Source organism: Streptomyces sp. NPDC057900, assembly GCF_042887885.1.
Taxonomy (GTDB): Bacteria; Actinomycetota; Actinomycetes; order Streptomycetales; family Streptomycetaceae; genus Streptomyces.
Genome location: NZ_JBHVOI010000002.1, coordinates 533,818 through 552,860 on the forward strand (window position 1 = coordinate 533,818; position 19,043 = coordinate 552,860).

The window sequence follows — 19,043 nt, forward strand, 5'->3', positions numbered from 1 at the left end:
CCGAGTGAGCGGTCGGCGGTCGGGAGCGGCACTGCGGAAGACCCCCGAAATAACAACTGGAGCCATTGAATGGCACGCGTTTCAGGTGTTGACATCCCGCGCGAAAAGCGCGTGGAGGTTGCCCTCACCTACGTCTTCGGTATCGGGCGCACCCGGTCCAAGGAGATCCTCGCCACCACCGGCGTGAACCCGAACACCCGCGTTCGTGACCTGGCCGAGGAAGACCTGGTCAAGATCCGCGAGTACGTGGACGCCAACCTCCGCACCGAGGGTGACCTCCGCCGCGAGATCCAGGGCGACATCCGCCGCAAGATCGAGATCGGCTGCTACCAGGGCATTCGTCACCGCCGTGGTCTGCCGGTGCACGGTCAGCGCACCAGCACGAACGCGCGTACCCGCAAGGGCCCGCGTCGCGCGATCGCCGGTAAGAAGAAGCCGGGCAAGAAGTAGTCCTCAGCGGACGCACTGCGAACGTCCGGGTCCCCGGGCATCCGCAGCATCCAGCGGTCTTCGCTGTAGGACCGATCACCTCCCCTCTCCATCTGGAGTAAAGACATGCCCCCCAAGGGTCGTCAGGGCGCAGCCAAGAAGGTGCGTCGCAAGGAAAAGAAGAACGTCGCTCACGGCCACGCGCACATCAAGAGCACGTTCAACAACACCATCGTCTCGATCACGGACCCCTCGGGCAACGTGATCTCCTGGGCCTCCGCCGGCCACGTCGGCTTCAAGGGCTCGCGCAAGTCCACCCCCTTCGCCGCGCAGATGGCCGCCGAGTCGGCCGCCCGCCGCGCGCAGGAGCACGGCATGCGCAAGGTTGACGTCTTCGTGAAGGGTCCGGGCTCCGGCCGCGAGACCGCGATCCGCTCCCTCCAGGCCACGGGCCTTGAGGTCGGTTCGATCCAGGACGTCACCCCGACGCCGCACAACGGCTGCCGTCCGCCGAAGCGTCGCCGCGTCTGATCCGCCACGGCCGGTGACGGCCGTGCGTCAGTAGCGTGGGTACGGGCGGTATGCCCCCTACGGGGGTGTGCCGCCCGTATCCTTGTTTCATCTGTCGGGCGTCAAATAGTGGTCGCCCACGACTGAAGGATTCACACATGCTTATCGCTCAGCGTCCGTCGCTGACCGAAGAGGTCGTCGACGAGTTCCGTTCGCGGTTCGTCATCGAGCCGCTGGAGCCGGGTTTCGGTTACACGCTCGGTAACTCTCTTCGCCGTACGCTCCTCTCCTCGATCCCGGGCGCCGCTGTCACCAGCATCCGGATCGACGGCGTTCTGCACGAGTTCACCACCGTGCCGGGTGTCAAGGAGGACGTCACCGACCTCATCCTCAACATCAAGCAGCTGGTCGTCTCCTCGGAGCACGACGAGCCGGTCGTGATGTACCTGCGCAAGCAGGGCCCCGGCCTGGTCACCGCTGCCGACATCGCCCCGCCGGCCGGTGTCGAGGTCCACAACCCGGACCTCGTCATGGCCACCCTGAACGGCAAGGGCAAGCTGGAGATGGAGCTGACCGTCGAGCGCGGTCGCGGTTACGTCTCCGCCGTCCAGAACAAGCAGGTGGGCCAGGAGATCGGCCGGATCCCGGTCGACTCCATCTACTCCCCGGTGCTCAAGGTCACGTACAAGGTCGAGGCGACCCGTGTCGAGCAGCGCACCGACTTCGACAAGCTGATCGTCGACGTCGAGACCAAGCAGGCCATGCGTCCCCGTGACGCCATGGCGTCGGCCGGTAAGACCCTGGTCGAGCTGTTCGGTCTGGCGCGCGAGCTCAACATCGACGCCGAGGGCATCGACATGGGCCCCTCGCCGACGGACGCGGCCCTGGCCGCCGATCTGGCGCTGCCGATCGAGGAGCTGGAGCTCACGGTCCGCTCGTACAACTGCCTCAAGCGCGAGGGCATCCACTCGGTGGGCGAGCTCGTGGCCCGCTCCGAGGCGGACCTGCTCGACATCCGCAACTTCGGTGCGAAGTCGATCGACGAGGTCAAGGCGAAGCTGGCCGGTATGGGCCTGGCGCTGAAGGACTCGCCTCCCGGCTTCGACCCGACCGCCGCGGCGGACGCGTTCGGCGCGGACGACGACGCGGACGCGGGTTTCGTGGAGACCGAGCAGTACTGAGCCGCCTCCGGCTGGGGTGCGTGGTGTTGTCGCGTGCCCCGGACCGGGCGGGGACTTTGTCCTCAATCGCCGGACGGGCTTGATATTCGGGCTGATGTCCGATGACAGCCGTAAGGCTCGTAAGACTTCCGTGCGGCGACCGCCGCGCGGGAACTGACACCGGTACCTGATACGGCCGGTGCAGCACACAAGGAGAAATACCATGCCTCAGCCCGCCAAGGGCGCCCGTCTGGGCGGCAGCGCTGCGCACGAGAAGCTTCTTCTCAACAACCTCGCGAAGTCGCTGTTCGAGCACGGCCGCATCACCACGACCGAGGCCAAGGCCCGCCGCCTGCGTCCGGTCGCCGAGCGTTTCATCACCAAGGCGAAGAAGGGCGACATCCACAACCGTCGCCTGGTGCTGCAGTCGATCACGGACAAGGGCGTCGTCCACACGCTCTTCACCGAGATCGCCCCGCGGTACGAGAACCGCCCCGGTGGTTACACCCGTATCACCAAGATCGGCAACCGTCGTGGCGACAACGCCCCGATGGCCGTCATCGAGCTGGTCGAGGCCCTGACCGTGGCGCAGGCCGCCACCGGTGAGGCCGAGGCCGCCACGAAGCGTGCGGTCAAGGAAGACGCGGCCAAGAAGGACGAGACCCCGGTCGAGTCCGTCGAGGACGCCAAGCCGGCCGACGCCGAGGAGTCCAAGGACGCCTGAGCGTTCTGAGACCTCTGGACGGGCCCGCATCACCCTTCGGGGCGGTGCGGGCCCGTTCCGCTGTGTACGGATCTTGAAAGGACCGCTGGTGTGAGTGACGTGGTGGAGCCCGGTTTCGTACGGGTGCGGCTGGACCTGGCCTACGACGGCAAGGACTTCTCCGGTTGGGCGAAGCAGACGAGCCGGCGCACCGTCCAGGGGGAGATCGAGGACGCCCTGCGCACCGTGACGCGCTCCTCGCGGACGTACGACCTGACCGTGGCCGGGCGCACCGATGCCGGGGTGCACGCGCGTGGCCAGGTCGCGCATGTGGACCTGCCCTCCGGGGTGTGGGCCGAGCACGCGGACAAGCTGCTGCGGCGGATGGCCGGGCGGATGGCGCCCGATGTGCGGATCATGCGGATCGCGGAGGCCCCGGCGGGGTTCAACGCGCGCTTCTCGGCGCTGTGGCGCAGGTACGCGTACCGGGTCGCGGACCGGCCGGGCGGCGTCGACCCGCTGATCCGGGGTCATGTTCTGTGGCACGACCGGCCGTTGGACATCGATGCGATGAACGAGGCGGCGGCGCTGATGACCGGCGAGCACGACTTCGCCGCGTACTGCAAGAAGCGCGAGGGCGCGACGACCATCCGCACCCTCCAGCAGCTCAGTTGGGTACGTGACGAGGCGTCGGGCGTGATGACGGCGACGGTGCAGGCCGACGCGTTCTGCCACAACATGGTGCGGGCGCTGATCGGGGCGGCCCTGTTCGTGGGGGACGGGCGGCGCCCGTCCGGCTGGCCGGCCGAGGTGCTCGCCGCGCGGGTGCGCGACCCCGGGGTGCACGTGGTGCGGCCGCACGGGCTGACGCTGGAGGAAGTGGCCTACCCGGCCGACGAGTTGCTGGCCGCGCGGGCGGTGGAGGCCCGTAACGTACGGACCCTGCCGGGGGCCGGCTGCTGCTGAGCGGCCGGCCCCGGGCGGCGGGGCGTCAGGTGGTGGGGGCGGTGGCGGCGGCAGAGGCCTGGACCTCGCCGCGGTGGCGGATCTGGCGGAACGTGAAGTCCGTGAGGTCGTTCCCCACGGTGAACACGTTCTTGTCGGCCTTGGTGACGCTCTTGCCGTTGGTGAAGCCGCTGATCGCGAAGTAGACGTACCGGCCGTAGTAGTTGGTCGTACGGCGGCAGACGGCGCCGCCCCGGCAGAAGGTCGGCACGCCCGCGCCGCTCAGTGACGCGACGCTGCCGGATGCCTGCTGGGCGGTCTTCCTGGCCTGGGCCTCGGTCTCGAAGACCGCCAGCCCGATCGTCACCGCGACGCCGCCGCGGCTGTAGGTGGCCCGGATGACCTGGTCGCAGCCGTTGTTGACGAGGATCGAGCCGAGTGCGCCCTGGGTGGTGGCGGCGCACTTCGTGGTGCGGTCCGTGGCGCCCTTGGCATAGACGCGGTCGCCCATCTTGAGCTGCTTGCCGGGGAAGAAGGCGTCGGCGCTGATGGGCGCCCGGTCCTTCTTCGCGTCGGATATGTAGTCCTTGGGGTCCGGCGGTGGCGGCGGCTGCACCGCGGAGAAGGACGGCTCGGGCTCGGCCGTCTGGCTCGGCAGGTCCGTCGCCGACGGCAGCTGGCTCGCGTCCTTGCCCCCGGAGGCGCCGGTGTCGTCCTTGTTGGTCTTGATGACCGCCGTCGCCACGATCGCGGCGACGGCGGCGGTGGCCAGCGCGCCCCCGCCGATCAGCAGCCACCGCTTGCGCCTGGTCCGCGCCGCGGACTGGTCGGCCAGGGCCGACCAGTCCGGAGTACCGCTCTCCCCTGGCCCCCAGGAGGGCCCCCCTTGCCCAAAGCTCATGCGGCGAATCCTAGACGGAACACAAACCTGTTGGGCCAGAGCTTCGCTGGCCGTGACAATGCTGTGTATGGGACATCTTGAAGCAGGCCATCTGGAGTACTACCTACCGGACGGGCGGGTGCTGCTCGGCGATGCTTCGTTCCGCGTGGCGGACGGCGCGGTGGTCGCCCTCGTCGGGGCGAACGGCGCCGGGAAGACCACGCTGCTGCGGCTGCTCGCCGGTGAGCTTCAGCCGCACGGCGGCTCGGTCTCGGTGAGCGGCGGGCTCGGCGTGATGCAGCAGTTCGTCGGCTCGGTACGCGACGAACGCACCGTGCGCGACCTGCTGGTCTCCGTCGCCCAGCCCCGCATCCGGGAAGCCGCGCTGGCCGTCGACCGCGCCGAGGAGAAGATCCTCACCGTGGACGACGAGGCCGCGCAGATGGCGTACGCGCAGGCGCTCAGCGACTGGGCGGAGGCGCGCGGGTACGAGGCCGAGACCGTCTGGGACATGTGCACGACGGCGGCGCTCGGCGTCCCGTACGAGAAGGCGCAGTGGCGCGAGGTGCGCACACTCTCGGGCGGTGAGCAGAAGCGGCTGGTCCTGGAGGCGCTGCTGCGCGGGCCAGACGAGGTGCTGCTGCTCGACGAGCCGGACAACTATCTGGACGTCCCCGGCAAGCGCTGGCTGGAGGAGAAGCTGAAGGAGACCCGTAAGACGGTCCTCTTCGTCTCCCACGACCGGGAGCTGCTGTCCCGGGCCGCGGAGAAGATCGTCAGCGTGGAGCCCAGCGCGGCCGGCAGCGACGTATGGGTGCACGGTGGCGGCTTCGCCACGTACCACCAGGCCCGCAAGGAGCGGTTCGCGCGCTTCGAGGAGCTGCTGCGGCGCTGGGAGGAGGAGCACGCCCGGCTGAAGGCGCTCGTCCTGCGGATGCGGCAGCAGGCGGCGAACAGCCCCGACATGGCGAACCGCTACCACGCGATGCAGACCCGGTTCAAGAAGTTCGAGGACGCCGGCCCGCCGCCGGAGCCGCCCCGCGAGCAGGACATCCGGATGCGGCTGCGCGGTGGCCGGACCGGTATGCGGGCGGTGACCTGCAAGAACCTGGAGCTGACCGGCCTGATGAAGCCGTTCGACCTGGAGATCTTCTACGGGGAACGGGTCGCCGTCCTCGGCTCCAACGGGTCGGGCAAGTCGCACTTCCTGCGGCTGCTGGCCGGCGAGCCGGTGGCGCACACGGGGGAGTGGAAGCTCGGGGCGAGGGTGGTGGCCGGGCACTTCGCGCAGACCCACGCCCACCCGGAGCTGCTCGGTAAGACCCTCGTCGAGATCCTGTGGACGGAGCAGGCGAAGGACCGGGGCGGCGCGATGTCGGTGCTGCGGCGGTACGAGCTGGAGCGGCAGGGCGACCAGCCCTTCGAGAAGCTGTCCGGCGGGCAGCAGGCGCGCTTCCAGATCCTGCTCCTGGAGCTGGCCGGTACGACCGCGCTGCTGCTGGACGAGCCGACGGACAACCTGGACCTGGAGTCGGCCGAGGCGCTCCAGGACGGCCTTGAGGTGTACGACGGCACGGTGATGGCCGTCACGCACGACCGCTGGTTCGCGAAGTCCTTCGACCGGTACCTGGTCTTCGGCTCCGACGGGGTCGTACGGGAGACGGCGGAGCCGGTCTGGGACGAGCGCCGGGTGTCACGGGCTCGGTGAGGTGCGCCGGTCCGGGGTACGGGGGCCCGTCCGGCGATTGAGGACGGAATCCCGCGCCGAGGAACCCCGCGCCCCCCGGCCGAGGGCACCGTTTTGACCCGTCCGGGGCGTGGCGGGTACTCTCGGGCGTTGTTATACGTATTGGCTTCGTCGTTCTCACGCGAAGGGCCCTTACGTAGGTTCTCTGGAGCAGTTACCAGTGGCTCGCATACGGGCAGCGTCCCCGGCATTGTCAGCCCCAGCTGCATGATCGCTTCAGAGGTGCCGTGTGTCTGGACCCCATCCACTGAAGAAGCGAAGGCTACGAAGTGCGTACGTACAGCCCCAAGCCCGGCGATGTCACTCGCCAGTGGCACATCATTGACGCCGAGGACATCGTCCTGGGCCGTCTGGCCACCACGGCTGCGAACCTCCTCCGAGGCAAGCACAAGGCGATCTACGCCCCCCACATGGACATGGGCGACTTCGTCATCATCATCAACGCCGAGAAGGTTCACCTCTCCGGCAACAAGAAGACCCAGAAGATGGCGTACCGCCACTCCGGGTTCCCGGGCGGTCTGCGCTCCGTGCGCTACGACGAGCTTCTCGCGAAGAACCCCGAGAAGGCTGTCGAGAAGGCCATCAAGGGCATGATCCCCAAGAACACTCTGGGTCGCCAGATGATCTCGAAGCTCAAGGTCTACGCGGGTGACCAGCACCCGCACGCTGCCCAGCAGCCGGTCCCGTTCGAGATCACCCAGGTCGCGCAGTAGTTCCGGCCTCCCCCTAAGACGTACAGAAAGATCTGAGGAGAATCGTGGCCGAGACCACTGCAGAGACGCCCGTCGAGGGCACCGAGGTCACCGAGGGCGAAGAGACCTTCGCCGAGGTGACCACCTTCGAGTCCGAGGTGCCCGTCGAGGGCGAGTACACCTCGGAGTCGCTCGTGGGCCGCTTCGGCGACCCGCAGCCGGCGGCCGGCCTCGGCCGTCGCAAGAACGCCATCGCCCGCGTCCGGATCATCCCGGGCACCGGCAAGTGGAAGATCAACGGTCGCACCCTTGAGGACTACTTCCCCAACAAGGTGCACCAGCAGGAAGTCAACGAGCCCTTCAAGGTGCTTGAGCTCGACGGCCGCTACGACGTCATCGCCCGCATCTCGGGTGGCGGCGTCTCCGGCCAGGCCGGTGCCCTGCGCCTCGGTGTCGCCCGTTCGCTGAACGAGGCGGACGAGGACAACAACCGCGCCACGCTGAAGAAGGCCGGCTTCCTCTCCCGCGACGACCGTGCGGTCGAGCGCAAGAAGGCCGGTCTCAAGAAGGCCCGTAAGGCCCCGCAGTACAGCAAGCGCTAAACCGCCTGCTCATCCGCGTTACACGTTCGCCCCGGCGGCACACCTCGTGCTGCCGGGGCGTTCGTTTATTGACAGCCTCGGGCATATAACGGCATAAGACGTTCATACGCTCGTGGACTGGCTGGTCTGTTTTTGCGTTTCGGAGCACCTTCGGAGGACACCAGTGGGACGACTCTTCGGCACGGACGGCGTGCGCGGTGTCGCCAATGCGGACCTGACGGCTGAGCTCGCGCTCGGCCTGTCGGTCGCTGCGGCGCACGTACTGGGCGAGGTGGGCACCTTCGAGGGCCACCGGCCGACGGCCGTGGTCGGCAGAGATCCCCGTGCCTCCGGAGAGTTCCTGGAGGCCGCCGTGGTGGCGGGCCTCGCCAGCGCGGGCGTCGACGTCCTGCGCGTCGGCGTGCTGCCGACCCCCGCCGTGGCGTACCTCACCGGTGCGCTGGGCGCCGACATCGGCGTGATGCTCTCCGCCAGCCACAACGCCATGCCGGACAACGGCATCAAGTTCTTCGCCCGAGGCGGCCACAAGCTCGCGGACGAGCTGGAGGACCGCATCGAGACGGTCTACGAGCAGCACCGCACGGGCGAGCCGTGGGCCCGTCCCACCGGCGCCGGGGTGGGCCGGATCAACGACTACGCGGAGGGCTTCGACCGGTACGTCGCTCACCTGATCGGCGTACTGCCCAACCGGCTCGACGGACTGAAGGTCGTCCTGGACGAGGCGCACGGTGCCGCGGCCCGTGTCTCGCCGGAGGCGTTCGCCCGCGCCGGGGCCGAGATCGTCACGATCGGCGCGGAGCCGGACGGCCTGAACATCAACGACGGCTGCGGCTCCACGCACCTTGAGCTGCTCCGCGCCGCCGTCGTCGAGCACGGCGCCGACCTCGGCATCGCGCACGACGGCGACGCCGACCGCTGCCTGGCCGTGGACGCGGCGGGCGAGGAGATCGACGGCGACCAGATCCTGGCCGTCCTCGCCCTCGCCATGCGCGATGCCGGGCAGCTCCGCAAGGGCACCGTGGTCGGCACCGTGATGTCGAACCTCGGCTTCAAGATCGCCATGGAGCGGGAGGGTATCCAGCTCGTCCAGACCGCGGTGGGCGACCGCTATGTGCTGGAGTCGATGAAGGACCAGGGTTACGCGCTGGGCGGCGAGCAGTCCGGCCACGTCATCGTCCTGGACCACGCCACGACCGGTGACGGCACGCTGACCGGCCTGATGCTGGCGGCCCGGGTCGCCGCGACCGGCCGTACGCTCGCCGAGCTGGCGGGTGTGATGGAGCGCCTGCCGCAGGTCCTCATCAACGTGCCGGACGTCGACAAGTCCCGGGTGTCCACCTCCCCGGAGCTGGCCCTGGCCGTCGCGGAGGCCGAGCACGAGCTGGGCGCCACCGGACGCGTGCTGCTGCGCCAGTCGGGCACGGAGCCGCTGGTACGGGTCATGGTCGAGGCCGCCGACATCGAGCAGGCGCGCTCGGTGGCCGGCCGGCTGGCCGACGTGGTGAAGTCCGCGCTGGGGTAGCGGTGCGCGGGGCCGGGGCGGCCGGGGGCCGGGGGTGTCCTCAGCCCCGGCCCCCGGGGGCTTCTCAGCCCCCGGCCCCCGGGGGCTTCTCAGCCCCCGGCCCGGGGGCGTCCTCAGCCCCCGCCTCCGCGCCGGCCCGCGGCCGTCCGCGCCGACGGCCGGACGTTCGCGTCCCGGTTGCGGGCCGCCCGCCACAGGGCCTTCTGGGCCAGGAGCGTCAGCGTTCCGGCCAGCACGATCCCGCCGAGGTTCGCCATCAGCTGCTGCACGGAGCCGGTCATCTGGCCGTAGTCGCTGTAGCTGAACGCCACCGCCGCGTTGGCCGCGGCCGGCACGGTCGTCACCGAGATCGCGACCCCGATCAGCGCGCCGGACTTGGCCGAGGTGAGGGAGAGCGTCCCGGCGATGCCCGCGAGGAACGCGACCACGAACGAGATCCAGTCGGGCTGCCAGACGAACGCCGTGTTGGGCCGGTCCGCCTCGATCATCCCCACGTCGAAGAGCCCGAGAACGTCCATCAGCCAGGCGAAACCGGCTGTCAGCACCATCGCGACGGCGAAGCCGCCGATCAGCGCCAGCAGCGAGCGCCAGACCAGCCGGGGAGCCCGCTGCACCAGGGCCGTGGAGATCCCGGCCAGCGGACCGAACTCCGGGCCCACCGCCATCGCGCCCACGATCAGGATCGCGTTGTCGAGCATCACACCGCAGGCGGCGAGCATCGTCGCGACCGCGAGGAACGCCACGTAGGTGACGCTGAACGTCGACTCGTCGTGGGTCGCCTCCGTCAGCTCCTCCCACAGCACCGCGTCCGCGCCCTCGCCCGGAGCGTCCGCCTCGGCCCGGTCCGCGCGGGCGGAGAGCGTCAGGTCCATGTTCTCGACGGTGATCGAGCCGTACTCGTCCAGGCCGAGCGCCCGCAGCGCCCCGATCAGCTCGTCGCCCGCCTCCCGCGCCACGTCGCACAGCACCATGTCGCCCACCGGGTCGCGGGCCACGCCCGGCAGCACCACGAGATGGGCGGTGCCGACGGTCCGCTCCAGCAGATCCGTTACCTCGTCCGTACGGCCGGTGGGCACGATCAGACGCAGATGCAGCACAACACGCTCCTCGGGTGGGTCCTGCGCCTCAGAGCTTGCGCAGGGACAGCCGCTGGACCTTGTGGTCGGGGCCCTTGCGGAGCACCAGAGTGGCACGGCCCCGGGTCGGCGCGACGTTCTCCACCAGATTCGGCTTGTTGATGGTCCGCCACATCGTCGCCGCGTACTCCAGCGCCTCCGCCTCGGAGACCTGCGTGTACTTGCGGAAGTACGAGGACGGGTCCTGGAACGCCGTCTCGCGCAGCTTGCGGAAGCGGTTGAGGTACCAGGTCTCGATGTCCTCGGGCCGGGCGTCCACGTACACGCTGAAGTCGAAGTAGTCCGCCAGCCCGACCCTGGTACGGCCGTCCTTGCCGGGGAGCGCGGGCTGGAGCACGTTCAGCCCCTCGACGATGAGGATGTCGGGGCGCCGGACGGTGAGCCGCTCACCGGGCACGATGTCGTAGATCAGGTGCGAGTAGACGGGGGCGGTCACCTCGTCCTTGCCCGCCTTGATGTCCGCGACGAAGCGGGTCAGGGCGCGCCGGTCGTAGGACTCCGGGAACCCCTTGCGCGACATCAGCCCGCGCGCGTGGAGCTCCTTCATCGGCAGCAGGAACCCGTCGGTGGTCACCCGCTCCACCCGGGGGTGCTCCGGCCAGCGCGCCAGCAGCGCCTGGAGGAGCCGGGCACTGGTCGACTTACCCACCGCGACACTGCCCGCGACCCCTATGACGAACGGGGTGCCGCGCTGCGCCCCCTGCCCGTTCCCCGCGTCCCCCAGGAAGGTGTTCAGCGCGCCGCGCAGCCCGGACGTGGCCTGCACGTACAGGTTGAGGAGCCGGGAGAGCGGCAGGTAGACGTCCCGTACCTCGTCCAGGTCGATGACGTCCCCGAGCCCGCGCAGCCGCTCCACCTCCTCGGCGGTCAGCGGCAGCGGCGTCTTGTCGCGCAGCGCACTCCACTCCGCTCGGGAGAGGTCGACGTACGGCGTCGCGGCGTGCTCGGCGCGTCGGTTCGTGCTCCGTGTCGGCGAAGTGATCACAGGTTCATTGTCGCGGGAATCCGAACGGAGCGGGGGGTGGGGTCGGTCACGTGGGAGGGGCGGGCCCGGCATGGCCGTGAGCCGGAGGCCGGGAGAGCCCTCCGGGGCCTGTGATCCACGTTTGGGAGCACTATGGCTGGTGCAGGCCTTCCATGATCCCGATGGCGAAGTAGCTTGGGATGCGTTGCAGGGCCCGAGTCCTGGAGGGTCGCGTCGTACACGATGAGGCGACCAGCAGTTCGAACTGATGCCTACGACCAGACGGCCGAATCGAGAGGTTGCATCTCATGTCTCATCAGGACCCGGCACTCGGCCATTTCGGTGCTGCCGGAATGTGGCGGCTGCCCGCTGCCCGGTCGGGCGGGGCCCGGTGTCCTCAGTCGGCACGGGAGGCCCTGCAGAACATCGGCGTGCCGCTCCTCGTCTTTCCCTATTTCACTGCTGCCGACCCGGCTGACGCCATGACACTCGGTCCGTACGCCGACCGTGCGAGTCTGGCCCCTCCTTCCGCGGGGATGGCTGACTGGCTGCGTCTGGGCTCCGATCGCCTCACACAACTGTGTGTCCGCCCCGATGGCGCGGTGCAGGCAGTCTTCCTCGGGAGCTGGAATGAGGAAGACATGCTGGTCTCCTCCAGCGTGGCCGCATTCACGACCTCGCTGGCCTGCCTGGACCGCAGGCTCCCGACTATCGCCGCTGCCACACAACTTCCGGTTGCCGCAGCGGCCTTCAGAGAGCTGAACGCCGAACTGCGTCAGATTGACCCGGCCGCGTTCGAGGACCGGGAGGCTTGGTGGCCGCGTGTCCTGGACGACGTGCGCCACACGCTGAACTTCCCGTTCTCCGCAGCCTTCGAGTACACCGACGCCGCAGGTGAGAAGCAGATAGCCACCGACGCCACCGGGCCGGGCCGGTCGCACCCCGAGGAGCTGCTGTGGTGGCGTCTCAAGGAGCAGGGGGTTACACCAGAACAGGTTCGGCGCGTGTACTGCGAACTTGAGCCCTGCATGATGCCTGGTCACTACTGTGCGGCCTGGATGCGGCAGACGTTTCCGGATGCCGAATTCACCCACTCCTTCGACTACGGATCATCTGCGGAGTCACGCGAATCGGCTCTGAAGGAATTGATCACCAGCGCAGCCGGCCAGGCCCGGCCGTGAGTACCGCGCACGGTGAGGAATGGGCCAGGCCCCCTGCGGGGCGCGAACCCGCTGCGGCTGCGCTGCTGGCCTGGCTGGCCGACGGGTCGGCTCCCCACCTGTGCCTGGTCACCGGAAGTAAGGAGTGCGGGAAATCTACTCTGCTTGCCTGGCTGGTCGCGCACGGAACCCGGCCGGGCACACCCCCCGCACGTCGGGTGCACGCGTTCGCCCCCCTCAAGGGCTTGGGGCTGCACGCAACTGCTTGGACACTCGCCGAACAGCTTCACCTGAGCGCGCCCACCGTCGCGCAACTGCTCCAGGGGCTTTCCACGGACACCCGGCGGACGACGATCGTGCTGCCGGATCTGCAAGGTTCCGCGACGCCTGGCGAACTCAGCGAACTGATCGCGGCATTCCTGGCGCTGGACCACGTTCGCGTCATCGTCGAAGTCGATACTGAGAGCGCTGCCGCACGCCGGCTGGAGGCCTTTGGGCCCGCAGTCATGGACCTCGACCAGGAACACTGGACCGATGGATATCGCCTTGCCCTGTGGCGGCGGCAGTACTCGGACCGGCCGGTGCCTTCAGCGGATTCAGAAGCGAGGGCGGAGATGGAGCCGAGCCTCGACGACCCCGCTGATGTCTTGGCCGCCGACGCCCTGTACGTCACCACTCGCTATGAGTCGAGTACCCACGATCACGGCGGCCTGCGCGCTGCCTGGTTCCGTGTCGGGCAAGCTCTCATCAGCGAAGAGGACTCCACGACCAGGGGGCTGCTTCTGCTTGCGGCGCTGGGCGACAGTGCCGACCCCCGCCTTCGCGGAACACTCGCCGGTTACACGGCCGACGCGCCATGGCAGCTGGTCTGGAGCAGCGTCGACGGGGACGTCCTGCCCCCATGGCCCGGCCCCGCCCGCACTCTCACCGTGAGCCGCACGAAAACGCCCGTTCTCCTGATCGCGGACCAGCAGGGCACGGTGAGGAGCTTGGGCCTCGTAGACGCTGAGCCGGTCGGCAGGCTGCCCAGGGCCTTCGGCACGGTCGGCGCCCTGGCAGCTCTGGACGACGGCACCGTGCTCGCCCTCACCGAGCAAGGCGGACTTCGAGCGCAGCGTTCCGCCACCACTCCCACCCCCGGGATCAGAGCGCTGCTGGAGGAAAGCACCGACCCCACGGAGGAACTCGTCCACACGGTGCGCGCCCACCTCGACAGCCACCCCGCCCATGCGCTGGCGGCATCCTCTCGGGTCGTCGTTACCGGTCATCAGAGCGGTGCCGTGCATGTGTTCAGTGCCCACAACGCGTCCCGCGACCCCCAGGCCCATTGTGCTCACGCTCATTCAGTGAGTGCGCTGGCCGTCATGGATACCGAGCCCAGTGACGGCTCGATGGAATCCTGCGGCTCTTCCTACGTATACAGCGGTGGGATCGACGGACAGGTCCGGGGCTGGGATCCAGGGAACACAGCTGCTGAGACAGTCGTCGCGGCACGCCCGCTACCGGTCACCGCGCTCGCAGCCGCATCGACTCCCGGCGGCCCGGCCCTCGCCATCTCCTGGGCCGACGGACACATCGAACATCACCGGCCCAGAACTCACGAGGTGCACACCCTGCACCTCGGACCTGCCGTGAACGCCCTGGCCCTCACCGCCGGGGGAGACCTCGTCATCGGCATGGACCACATGGTTGTGTGCCTGCGCCCTCTCTGACCCTGATGAGGCTGAATTCAGACGGCTGAGGGTTGACGGCCCGACGCGCAATAGCGAGAATTCGCTGCTTCCGGACTGGCGGGGGTGTGGTCGAATCATGGGGAAGCGAATACCCGACGACCTGGTCGAGGTCCTCGACCTTGTGGGCGTTCAGTGGCCAAATATCGACGAAGACGAAGTTCGTGAAACCGCCAAGGACTACCGGCATCTCGCCGAAGGCCTCCGCGACGTCATCACCCAGGGCAACAATGCGTGCTCCCACATCGTATCCGGACGCAGCAAAGGCGCGACGGTCACCGCGATCGACCGCCGGTGGGGCAAGCTCACCACCAAAGATCTAGTCACCTTCATCAATGCTCTCGACAGCCTGGGCGACGCCCTCGACGACTGCGCAGGCCTGATCGAAGGGTGCAAGATCGTTTGTATCGCGGAACTCAGCACGACAGCGGCGGCGGCCACCGCGGGTGTCATCGGCATGTTCTTCACCGCAGGCCTAAGCGGTCTCCTTAGTGCCGCCGCGATAGCAGCCTGTCGCATAGCGCTCCATGAAGCCATCGACTACGCCGTCGGGCAGATCACCAGCGTTGTCACCGACAAAATCGAAGCCAAGATCCTCACCAAAATCGAGGACCTCTTCACCGAAAGGCTGGATGCCCACGACGACGCCGATCTCGCGCGGTACGCCGATGGTGGAGCCGACTTGGCGCAGGACCTTGTCATAGAGTTTGACGAGTTCGACAAGTCGATCGGTGGATACGACGAAACCAAGCGCAAGTTCGATGAGAAGAAAAATTCACACAAGGCGGGCGGGTCCAAGAGGCGCAGCTCGGTAAAAAAGGACAGTCGATTTCGAAAGCTTGCTACCGTCATGGACAAGGCGGAAGATGCTATCGAAAAGAAGGCCGACGAAACAGTCCATGTCCTTGAGGAGCACGGCGGTAAAATCAGTGACAGTAAGAAAGGGCACGAGAAGAACGATCAGAAGACCAAAAAGGACATTGAAGGTTGTCAGGTCGACGATACGCCCATGTTCCTTCTCAATGCCGACGGAACAGTCGAGAAGCTGAATCCCGATGGAACAACCGTTGCGGTCAAAAAGGATGACAACTCGGGGATCCTTGATCTCATGACGGAACCCGGGAAGAACGGGGAAGCTGGACGAGTCTGGCGTCCTCGTAAAGGGGAAAAAGGTCCTTCGTATCCCGTTAGCCCAAAAAAAGATCAGGCCAAGGTCACTTCGACTAAAATCCCCTCCGGGAGCACTGACTTATCTCAAGCCACCCAGATAGCCAGATACCATAATAGCGACTGGGGTGGTGGCAATTATGCGGCGGGCCGTTACGTAGACAGCTCGGGAAAGCAGATGATACTCGTAACCAACAGCGAGGGTCCCCACTCCGAACGTACGCTTGGTTACCCGATCCTCAAGGCTGGAAAGCAGGATAACCTAAAGGCCTTATATACCGAGAGGGAGCCTTGTCAGGGGGCGCCGTCGTGGTGTGACAAATGGACGGCAAAGTATTTTAAACCGGACCTGGAGGTGACCCACACGGCAAAATACCTCAACTCTGACATTCCGAAGATAAGGGACGCCGAACACGAGGCGTACCGATCTCAGCTACAGAAAGACCAAAAGGCGCACGGAGTCAGTGGCGGATTCAAGTAGATGTTGCCGAGCGAGTGGATTTGGACGGTGTGAGTGCCTTGAAGTTTGACCTGACGCATGATGAATTGGTGAGCCGGTTCGGTGCCGAGAACGTCGAACGGTCCGTCCGGGAAGAGGCGGGAGGGCTGGGTTTTACTGGAGAAACTCTTGAATTCCTTTGTGAAGTCGGCATCCCCTCCACCCCCAAAGCGGAAGTCGCGGCCCCGGGCGGATCTGTTGATCTGCGCGCGATCGATGAAATGTCGGACTCTCAATGGAGCGTGCCGAAAGAGGCGCTAAATTGGATCATTCTGGGAAATCTCACTGCCACGACCATCGCCCTCGACACGGTTACCGGACTGGTATACGGATTTTATGAGGGTGCTGAAGATCCAGTCACACTCCATGCGGACATCTCGTCCCTCGCCTACACCATTTATGCCGTGGAATGCGCTCTGCCCGAGATCGCGGCACAGAGCTCGTTCGACAGCAGGGAGGCAATCATCCAGCGTGTGCGGCGGGAGATCGAGCAACGAGATCCGCTTCCGTTCTCGGAAGACAGTGAGTGGGTTCCTTCCTTCGAGGAGATCGCCATGGGTATGTGGAGCTGATCTCCGCAGGTCCGGGCGGCGGCCGTTGACCAGAGGGGCGAAGTCCGCGAGTCGTCCTGGTCAGACGGAGCGGGCCAGCAGCATGGTGCCCATCGTGAGCATCGTGGCCGCGACGAGCGCGTCCAGGATCCGCCAGGCGGCGGGGCGGTTGAGGATGCCGCTGAGCAGCCGGGCGCCGTAGGCGAGGCCGGCGAACCAGACCAGGCTGGCCAGGATCGCTCCGAAGCCGAAGACCCAGCGCAGTGAGCCGCGTTCGGCGGCGACCGAGCCGAGCAGCAGCACGGTGTCCAGGTACACGTGCGGGTTGAGCCAGGTCAGGGCCAGGCAGGTGAGTACCGCCGTACGGATGGAGCCGGTGGAGGCGCCCTCCGTCGTCAGGGCCTGCCCGGAGGCGGGTCGCAGGGCGCGGCGGGCGGCCAGGGCGCCGTAACAGAGCAGGTAGCCGCCACCGGCCAGGCCGACCGCGGTCAGGACGGCGGGCCACGCGGCGACCACGGTTCCCAGCCCGGCCACTCCCAGGGCGATGAGGGCGGCATCGGACGCGGCGCAGATGCCCACCACCGCGAGCACGGCCTGCCTGCGCACGCCCTGGCGCAGGACGAAGGCGTTCTGTGCGCCGATGGCGACGATGAGGGAGAGGCCCGTGCTGAATCCGGCGATGGCCACCGGAAGGATGTCGCTGTTCACGTTCTCGACGCTATGGAGTGCGGGATCATCAGTACAGCTAAAGTTTCTTAAGTAAGATTAGCGATCGTGATGATCGAGCTTCCGTCCGACCACATGCGCACGCTGCTCGCCGTCGTGGCCGAGGGCACCTTCGACGCCGCCGCCGCGGTTCTGCATGTGACGCCGTCCGCGGTCAGCCAGCGGATCAAGGCGCTGGAGCAGCGCACCGGCCGCGTGCTGCTGATGCGTACGAAGCCGGTCAGGCTGACGGAGTCCGGCCGGGTGGTCGTGCGGTACGCGCGCCAACTGGCCGCCCTGGAGCGGGAAGCGCACCTGGAGCTGGGCATCGCGGACGCCTCGGGCCCGGCGCGGCTGCCGATGGCGGTGAACGCGGACTCCCTGGCCACCTGGTTCCTCACCGCACTGACCCGGGTGCCGCAGGACGTGCCGGTCTGCTTCGAGCTGCACCGCGAGGACGAGACGCACACCGCGACGCTGTTGCGCGAGGGGCAGGTGATGGCGGCGGTGACGTCCGCCGCGGAGCCGGTCGCCGGCTGCGTCGTGCGCCCGCTCGGCCTGGCCCGCTATCTGCCGGTGGCGAGCCCCGGATTCGTGGAACGCCATCTGGGAACGGCGCCCCTTGAGCGCTCGCTGTCCGAGGCGCCGGTGATCGTTTTCGACCGCCGGGACGAACTCCAGGACCGCTTCGTCCGGTCCCTCTCGCCCAGCGCCCCGGGCGCGGGCCGGATGCGTCACCACGTGCCCACGTCGGAGGGGTTCTGCGACGCGGTGGCCGCCGGTCTCGGCTGGGGTCTCGTCCCGGAGACACAGGCGGACCCCCTGCTGCGGTCGGGCGCCCTCGTGGAGCTGGCGCCGGGGCGGCGGCTGGACGTGCCCCTGTACTGGCAGCACTGGAAGCTGGACGTGCCCGCGCTGGCCGTCGTGACGGGAGTCATCGCCGCGACGGCGGCCGAGTTCCTGTACTCCCGGGATTGACACCGGGGCCCGCGGGCTCGTTCTCACCCCACCGTCAGCACCGCGTTCCCCCGCACCCGCCGCCCGCGGATGTCCTCGATGACCTCGGCGGTGCGGGACCAGTCGCGCACCGTGCCGATCTCCGGGTGGAGGCGCCCCCCGGCGACGAGCCGGACCAGGGTGGCGAGTTCGGCGGCGTACGTCGTGTCGGCGAGGGTGTAGTCGAAGTGCGCGATACGGGCCTGGGCCGGGCCGTTGAAGAAGTCGAAGAAGTCCAGCGTGACCGGGGTCCGGCTCGCCTGGCCGAACCAGACCAGCAGCCCGCCCGGGGCGAGCCGGGCCAGGGCGGCGGGCAGCGAGGCGCCGCCGACGGATTCCAGCACGATGTCGTACGGGCCCCCGGCGTCCGCCGGTGACGTCACGATGCCGGCCGCGCCCAGCTCCAGCAGCCGGGCGCCGCGCTCCGGCGTCGAGCTGACCGCCGTCACCGCCGCGCCCGAGGACGCTGCCAGCTCGGTGACGTAGTGGCCGACACCCCCGCTCGCACCGGTGATCAGCAGCCGCCGGCCCGCGACCGGGCCGGCCGCCCGGAGCAGCCGGATCGCGGTGATTCCGGCCAGCGGGAGCGCGGCGGCGGTCACCGCGTCGATGCTGTCCGGGAGTGCGGCGACGCTGTGCACCGGGACGGCGACGCGCTCGGCCCAGCCGGACGCGGGCGGATGGGCGACCACCCGGGCCCCGGCCGCCGGGCCGGTGCCGTCGGCGGCGGCCCGTACGACCGTGCCGGCCACGTCCTTGCCGGGGCGCCAGCCGGGCCGGCGCCGGTCCAGCCGGCCGTCGAGCTGGAACGTCTCGCCCCGGTTCACGGAGTACGCCTCCACCGCTATCAGCACCTCGTCGTCGGCCGGCTCCGGATCCGGAGCCTCACCCGGCAGGACCGATCCACCGGCTTCGGGAAGCATGGCGCGCATGGGATGTCTCCAA

The 19,043-nt window shown here is 68.3% G+C and carries 19 protein-coding genes; 14 read left to right on the forward strand and 5 right to left on the reverse strand.

All coding sequences use genetic code 11. The annotated features are described in order from the left end of the window. Positions 1-69: 69 nt before the first annotated feature. The 5 genes from rpsM to truA all read left to right on the forward strand — a co-directional run bounded on the left by rpsM (position 70) and on the right by truA (position 3,768). Positions 70-450 carry a 30S ribosomal protein S13 gene (gene rpsM / locus ACFVQ0_RS09750; protein ID WP_014047799.1) on the forward strand — a complete coding sequence of 127 codons (381 nt, stop codon included), beginning with the start codon at positions 70-72 and terminating at the stop codon, positions 448-450. A gap of 105 nt (positions 451-555) precedes the next feature. Then, positions 556-960 (forward strand): 30S ribosomal protein S11, encoded by a 405-nt coding sequence (gene rpsK / locus ACFVQ0_RS09755; protein WP_003956432.1) that lies wholly within the window; start codon positions 556-558, stop codon positions 958-960. Between the two features lie 137 nt (positions 961-1,097). Next, positions 1,098-2,120: a DNA-directed RNA polymerase subunit alpha gene (locus tag ACFVQ0_RS09760; protein WP_024491600.1), complete on the forward strand. Its 1,023-nt coding sequence runs from the start codon at positions 1,098-1,100 to the stop codon at positions 2,118-2,120. A 202-nt stretch (positions 2,121-2,322) separates the two neighbouring features. Further along, complete coding sequence (rplQ, locus tag ACFVQ0_RS09765; protein ID WP_390086267.1) at positions 2,323-2,823, forward strand: 50S ribosomal protein L17; 501 nt, start codon at positions 2,323-2,325, stop codon at positions 2,821-2,823. A gap of 90 nt (positions 2,824-2,913) precedes the next feature. Next, positions 2,914-3,768: a tRNA pseudouridine(38-40) synthase TruA gene (gene truA, locus ACFVQ0_RS09770; protein WP_390086269.1), complete on the forward strand. Its 855-nt coding sequence runs from the start codon at positions 2,914-2,916 to the stop codon at positions 3,766-3,768. Between the two features lie 25 nt (positions 3,769-3,793). Here the strand turns inward: truA and ACFVQ0_RS09775 are convergent, their stop codons facing one another. Continuing rightward, positions 3,794-4,648 (reverse strand): hypothetical protein, encoded by an 855-nt coding sequence (locus ACFVQ0_RS09775; RefSeq protein WP_390086271.1) that lies wholly within the window; start codon positions 4,646-4,648, stop codon positions 3,794-3,796. 67 nt (positions 4,649-4,715) lie between these two features. Here ACFVQ0_RS09775 and ACFVQ0_RS09780 point away from each other — a divergent pair, with 67 nt between their 5' ends. The 4 genes from ACFVQ0_RS09780 to glmM all read left to right on the forward strand — a co-directional run bounded on the left by ACFVQ0_RS09780 (position 4,716) and on the right by glmM (position 9,190). Next, positions 4,716-6,335, forward strand: coding sequence for an ABC-F family ATP-binding cassette domain-containing protein (locus ACFVQ0_RS09780; RefSeq protein WP_390086273.1), 1,620 nt, complete (start codon positions 4,716-4,718; stop codon positions 6,333-6,335). Positions 6,336-6,643: 308 nt separating this feature from the next. After that, the gene (gene rplM / locus ACFVQ0_RS09785) at positions 6,644-7,087 is read left to right on the forward strand and encodes a 50S ribosomal protein L13 (protein WP_024490227.1); all 444 of its coding nucleotides are present in this window, start codon (positions 6,644-6,646) and stop codon (positions 7,085-7,087) included. Positions 7,088-7,131: 44 nt separating this feature from the next. Further along, on the forward strand, positions 7,132-7,668 hold the full coding sequence (gene rpsI / locus ACFVQ0_RS09790; RefSeq protein WP_024490228.1) for a 30S ribosomal protein S9: 537 nt from the start codon (positions 7,132-7,134) through the stop codon (positions 7,666-7,668). 163 nt (positions 7,669-7,831) lie between these two features. Next, entirely contained in the window at positions 7,832-9,190 is a 1,359-nt protein-coding gene (glmM, locus tag ACFVQ0_RS09795; RefSeq protein WP_390086276.1) for a phosphoglucosamine mutase, read from the forward strand. A gap of 113 nt (positions 9,191-9,303) precedes the next feature. Here glmM and ACFVQ0_RS09800 read toward each other — a convergent pair whose 3' ends face one another. Both ACFVQ0_RS09800 and coaA read right to left on the reverse strand, forming a co-directional pair. Then, the gene (locus ACFVQ0_RS09800) at positions 9,304-10,287 is read right to left on the reverse strand and encodes a DUF389 domain-containing protein (protein WP_390086277.1); all 984 of its coding nucleotides are present in this window, start codon (positions 10,285-10,287) and stop codon (positions 9,304-9,306) included. Between the two features lie 28 nt (positions 10,288-10,315). Then, entirely contained in the window at positions 10,316-11,311 is a 996-nt protein-coding gene (gene coaA, locus ACFVQ0_RS09805) for a type I pantothenate kinase (protein ID WP_073732665.1), read from the reverse strand. Positions 11,312-11,598: 287 nt separating this feature from the next. Here coaA and ACFVQ0_RS09810 point away from each other — a divergent pair, with 287 nt between their 5' ends. From ACFVQ0_RS09810 to ACFVQ0_RS09825, 4 genes are all read left to right on the forward strand, one after another. After that, positions 11,599-12,471 (forward strand): nucleic acid/nucleotide deaminase domain-containing protein, encoded by an 873-nt coding sequence (locus tag ACFVQ0_RS09810; RefSeq protein WP_390086279.1) that lies wholly within the window; start codon positions 11,599-11,601, stop codon positions 12,469-12,471. Between the two features lie 224 nt (positions 12,472-12,695). Further along, positions 12,696-14,162, forward strand: coding sequence for a hypothetical protein (locus tag ACFVQ0_RS09815; RefSeq protein ID WP_390086281.1), 1,467 nt, complete (start codon positions 12,696-12,698; stop codon positions 14,160-14,162). Positions 14,163-14,259: 97 nt separating this feature from the next. Next, positions 14,260-15,828: a nucleic acid/nucleotide deaminase domain-containing protein gene (locus ACFVQ0_RS09820; protein WP_390086283.1), complete on the forward strand. Its 1,569-nt coding sequence runs from the start codon at positions 14,260-14,262 to the stop codon at positions 15,826-15,828. A 29-nt stretch (positions 15,829-15,857) separates the two neighbouring features. Then, the gene (locus ACFVQ0_RS09825) at positions 15,858-16,418 is read left to right on the forward strand and encodes an SUKH-4 family immunity protein (RefSeq protein ID WP_390086285.1); all 561 of its coding nucleotides are present in this window, start codon (positions 15,858-15,860) and stop codon (positions 16,416-16,418) included. A gap of 60 nt (positions 16,419-16,478) precedes the next feature. Here the strand turns inward: ACFVQ0_RS09825 and ACFVQ0_RS09830 are convergent, their stop codons facing one another. Next, on the reverse strand, positions 16,479-17,105 hold the full coding sequence (locus ACFVQ0_RS09830; protein WP_390086287.1) for a LysE/ArgO family amino acid transporter: 627 nt from the start codon (positions 17,103-17,105) through the stop codon (positions 16,479-16,481). Positions 17,106-17,174: 69 nt separating this feature from the next. Between ACFVQ0_RS09830 and ACFVQ0_RS09835 the strand changes: the two genes are divergently transcribed. Beyond that, positions 17,175-18,080 (forward strand): LysR family transcriptional regulator ArgP, encoded by a 906-nt coding sequence (locus tag ACFVQ0_RS09835; protein WP_390087741.1) that lies wholly within the window; start codon positions 17,175-17,177, stop codon positions 18,078-18,080. Positions 18,081-18,103: 23 nt separating this feature from the next. Here ACFVQ0_RS09835 and ACFVQ0_RS09840 read toward each other — a convergent pair whose 3' ends face one another. Further along, entirely contained in the window at positions 18,104-19,030 is a 927-nt protein-coding gene (locus ACFVQ0_RS09840; RefSeq protein ID WP_390086289.1) for a zinc-binding dehydrogenase, read from the reverse strand. Positions 19,031-19,043 lie beyond the last annotated feature (13 nt).

Coding starts and splice junctions, on each gene's coding strand:
- rpsM (WP_014047799.1), top strand. CDS start 70: ATGGCACGCGTTTCAGGTGTTGACATCCCGCGCGAAAAGCGCGTGGAG.
- ACFVQ0_RS09775 (WP_390086271.1), bottom strand. CDS start 4,648: ATGAGCTTTGGGCAAGGGGGGCCCTCCTGGGGGCCAGGGGAGAGCGGT.
- ACFVQ0_RS09780 (WP_390086273.1), top strand. CDS start 4,716: ATGGGACATCTTGAAGCAGGCCATCTGGAGTACTACCTACCGGACGGG.
- ACFVQ0_RS09840 (WP_390086289.1), bottom strand. CDS start 19,030: ATGCGCGCCATGCTTCCCGAAGCCGGTGGATCGGTCCTGCCGGGTGAG.
- rpsK (WP_003956432.1), top strand. CDS start 556: ATGCCCCCCAAGGGTCGTCAGGGCGCAGCCAAGAAGGTGCGTCGCAAG.
- ACFVQ0_RS09835 (WP_390087741.1), top strand. CDS start 17,175: ATGATCGAGCTTCCGTCCGACCACATGCGCACGCTGCTCGCCGTCGTG.
- rplQ (WP_390086267.1), top strand. CDS start 2,323: ATGCCTCAGCCCGCCAAGGGCGCCCGTCTGGGCGGCAGCGCTGCGCAC.
- ACFVQ0_RS09820 (WP_390086283.1), top strand. CDS start 14,260: ATGGGGAAGCGAATACCCGACGACCTGGTCGAGGTCCTCGACCTTGTG.
- ACFVQ0_RS09810 (WP_390086279.1), top strand. CDS start 11,599: ATGTCTCATCAGGACCCGGCACTCGGCCATTTCGGTGCTGCCGGAATG.
- ACFVQ0_RS09760 (WP_024491600.1), top strand. CDS start 1,098: ATGCTTATCGCTCAGCGTCCGTCGCTGACCGAAGAGGTCGTCGACGAG.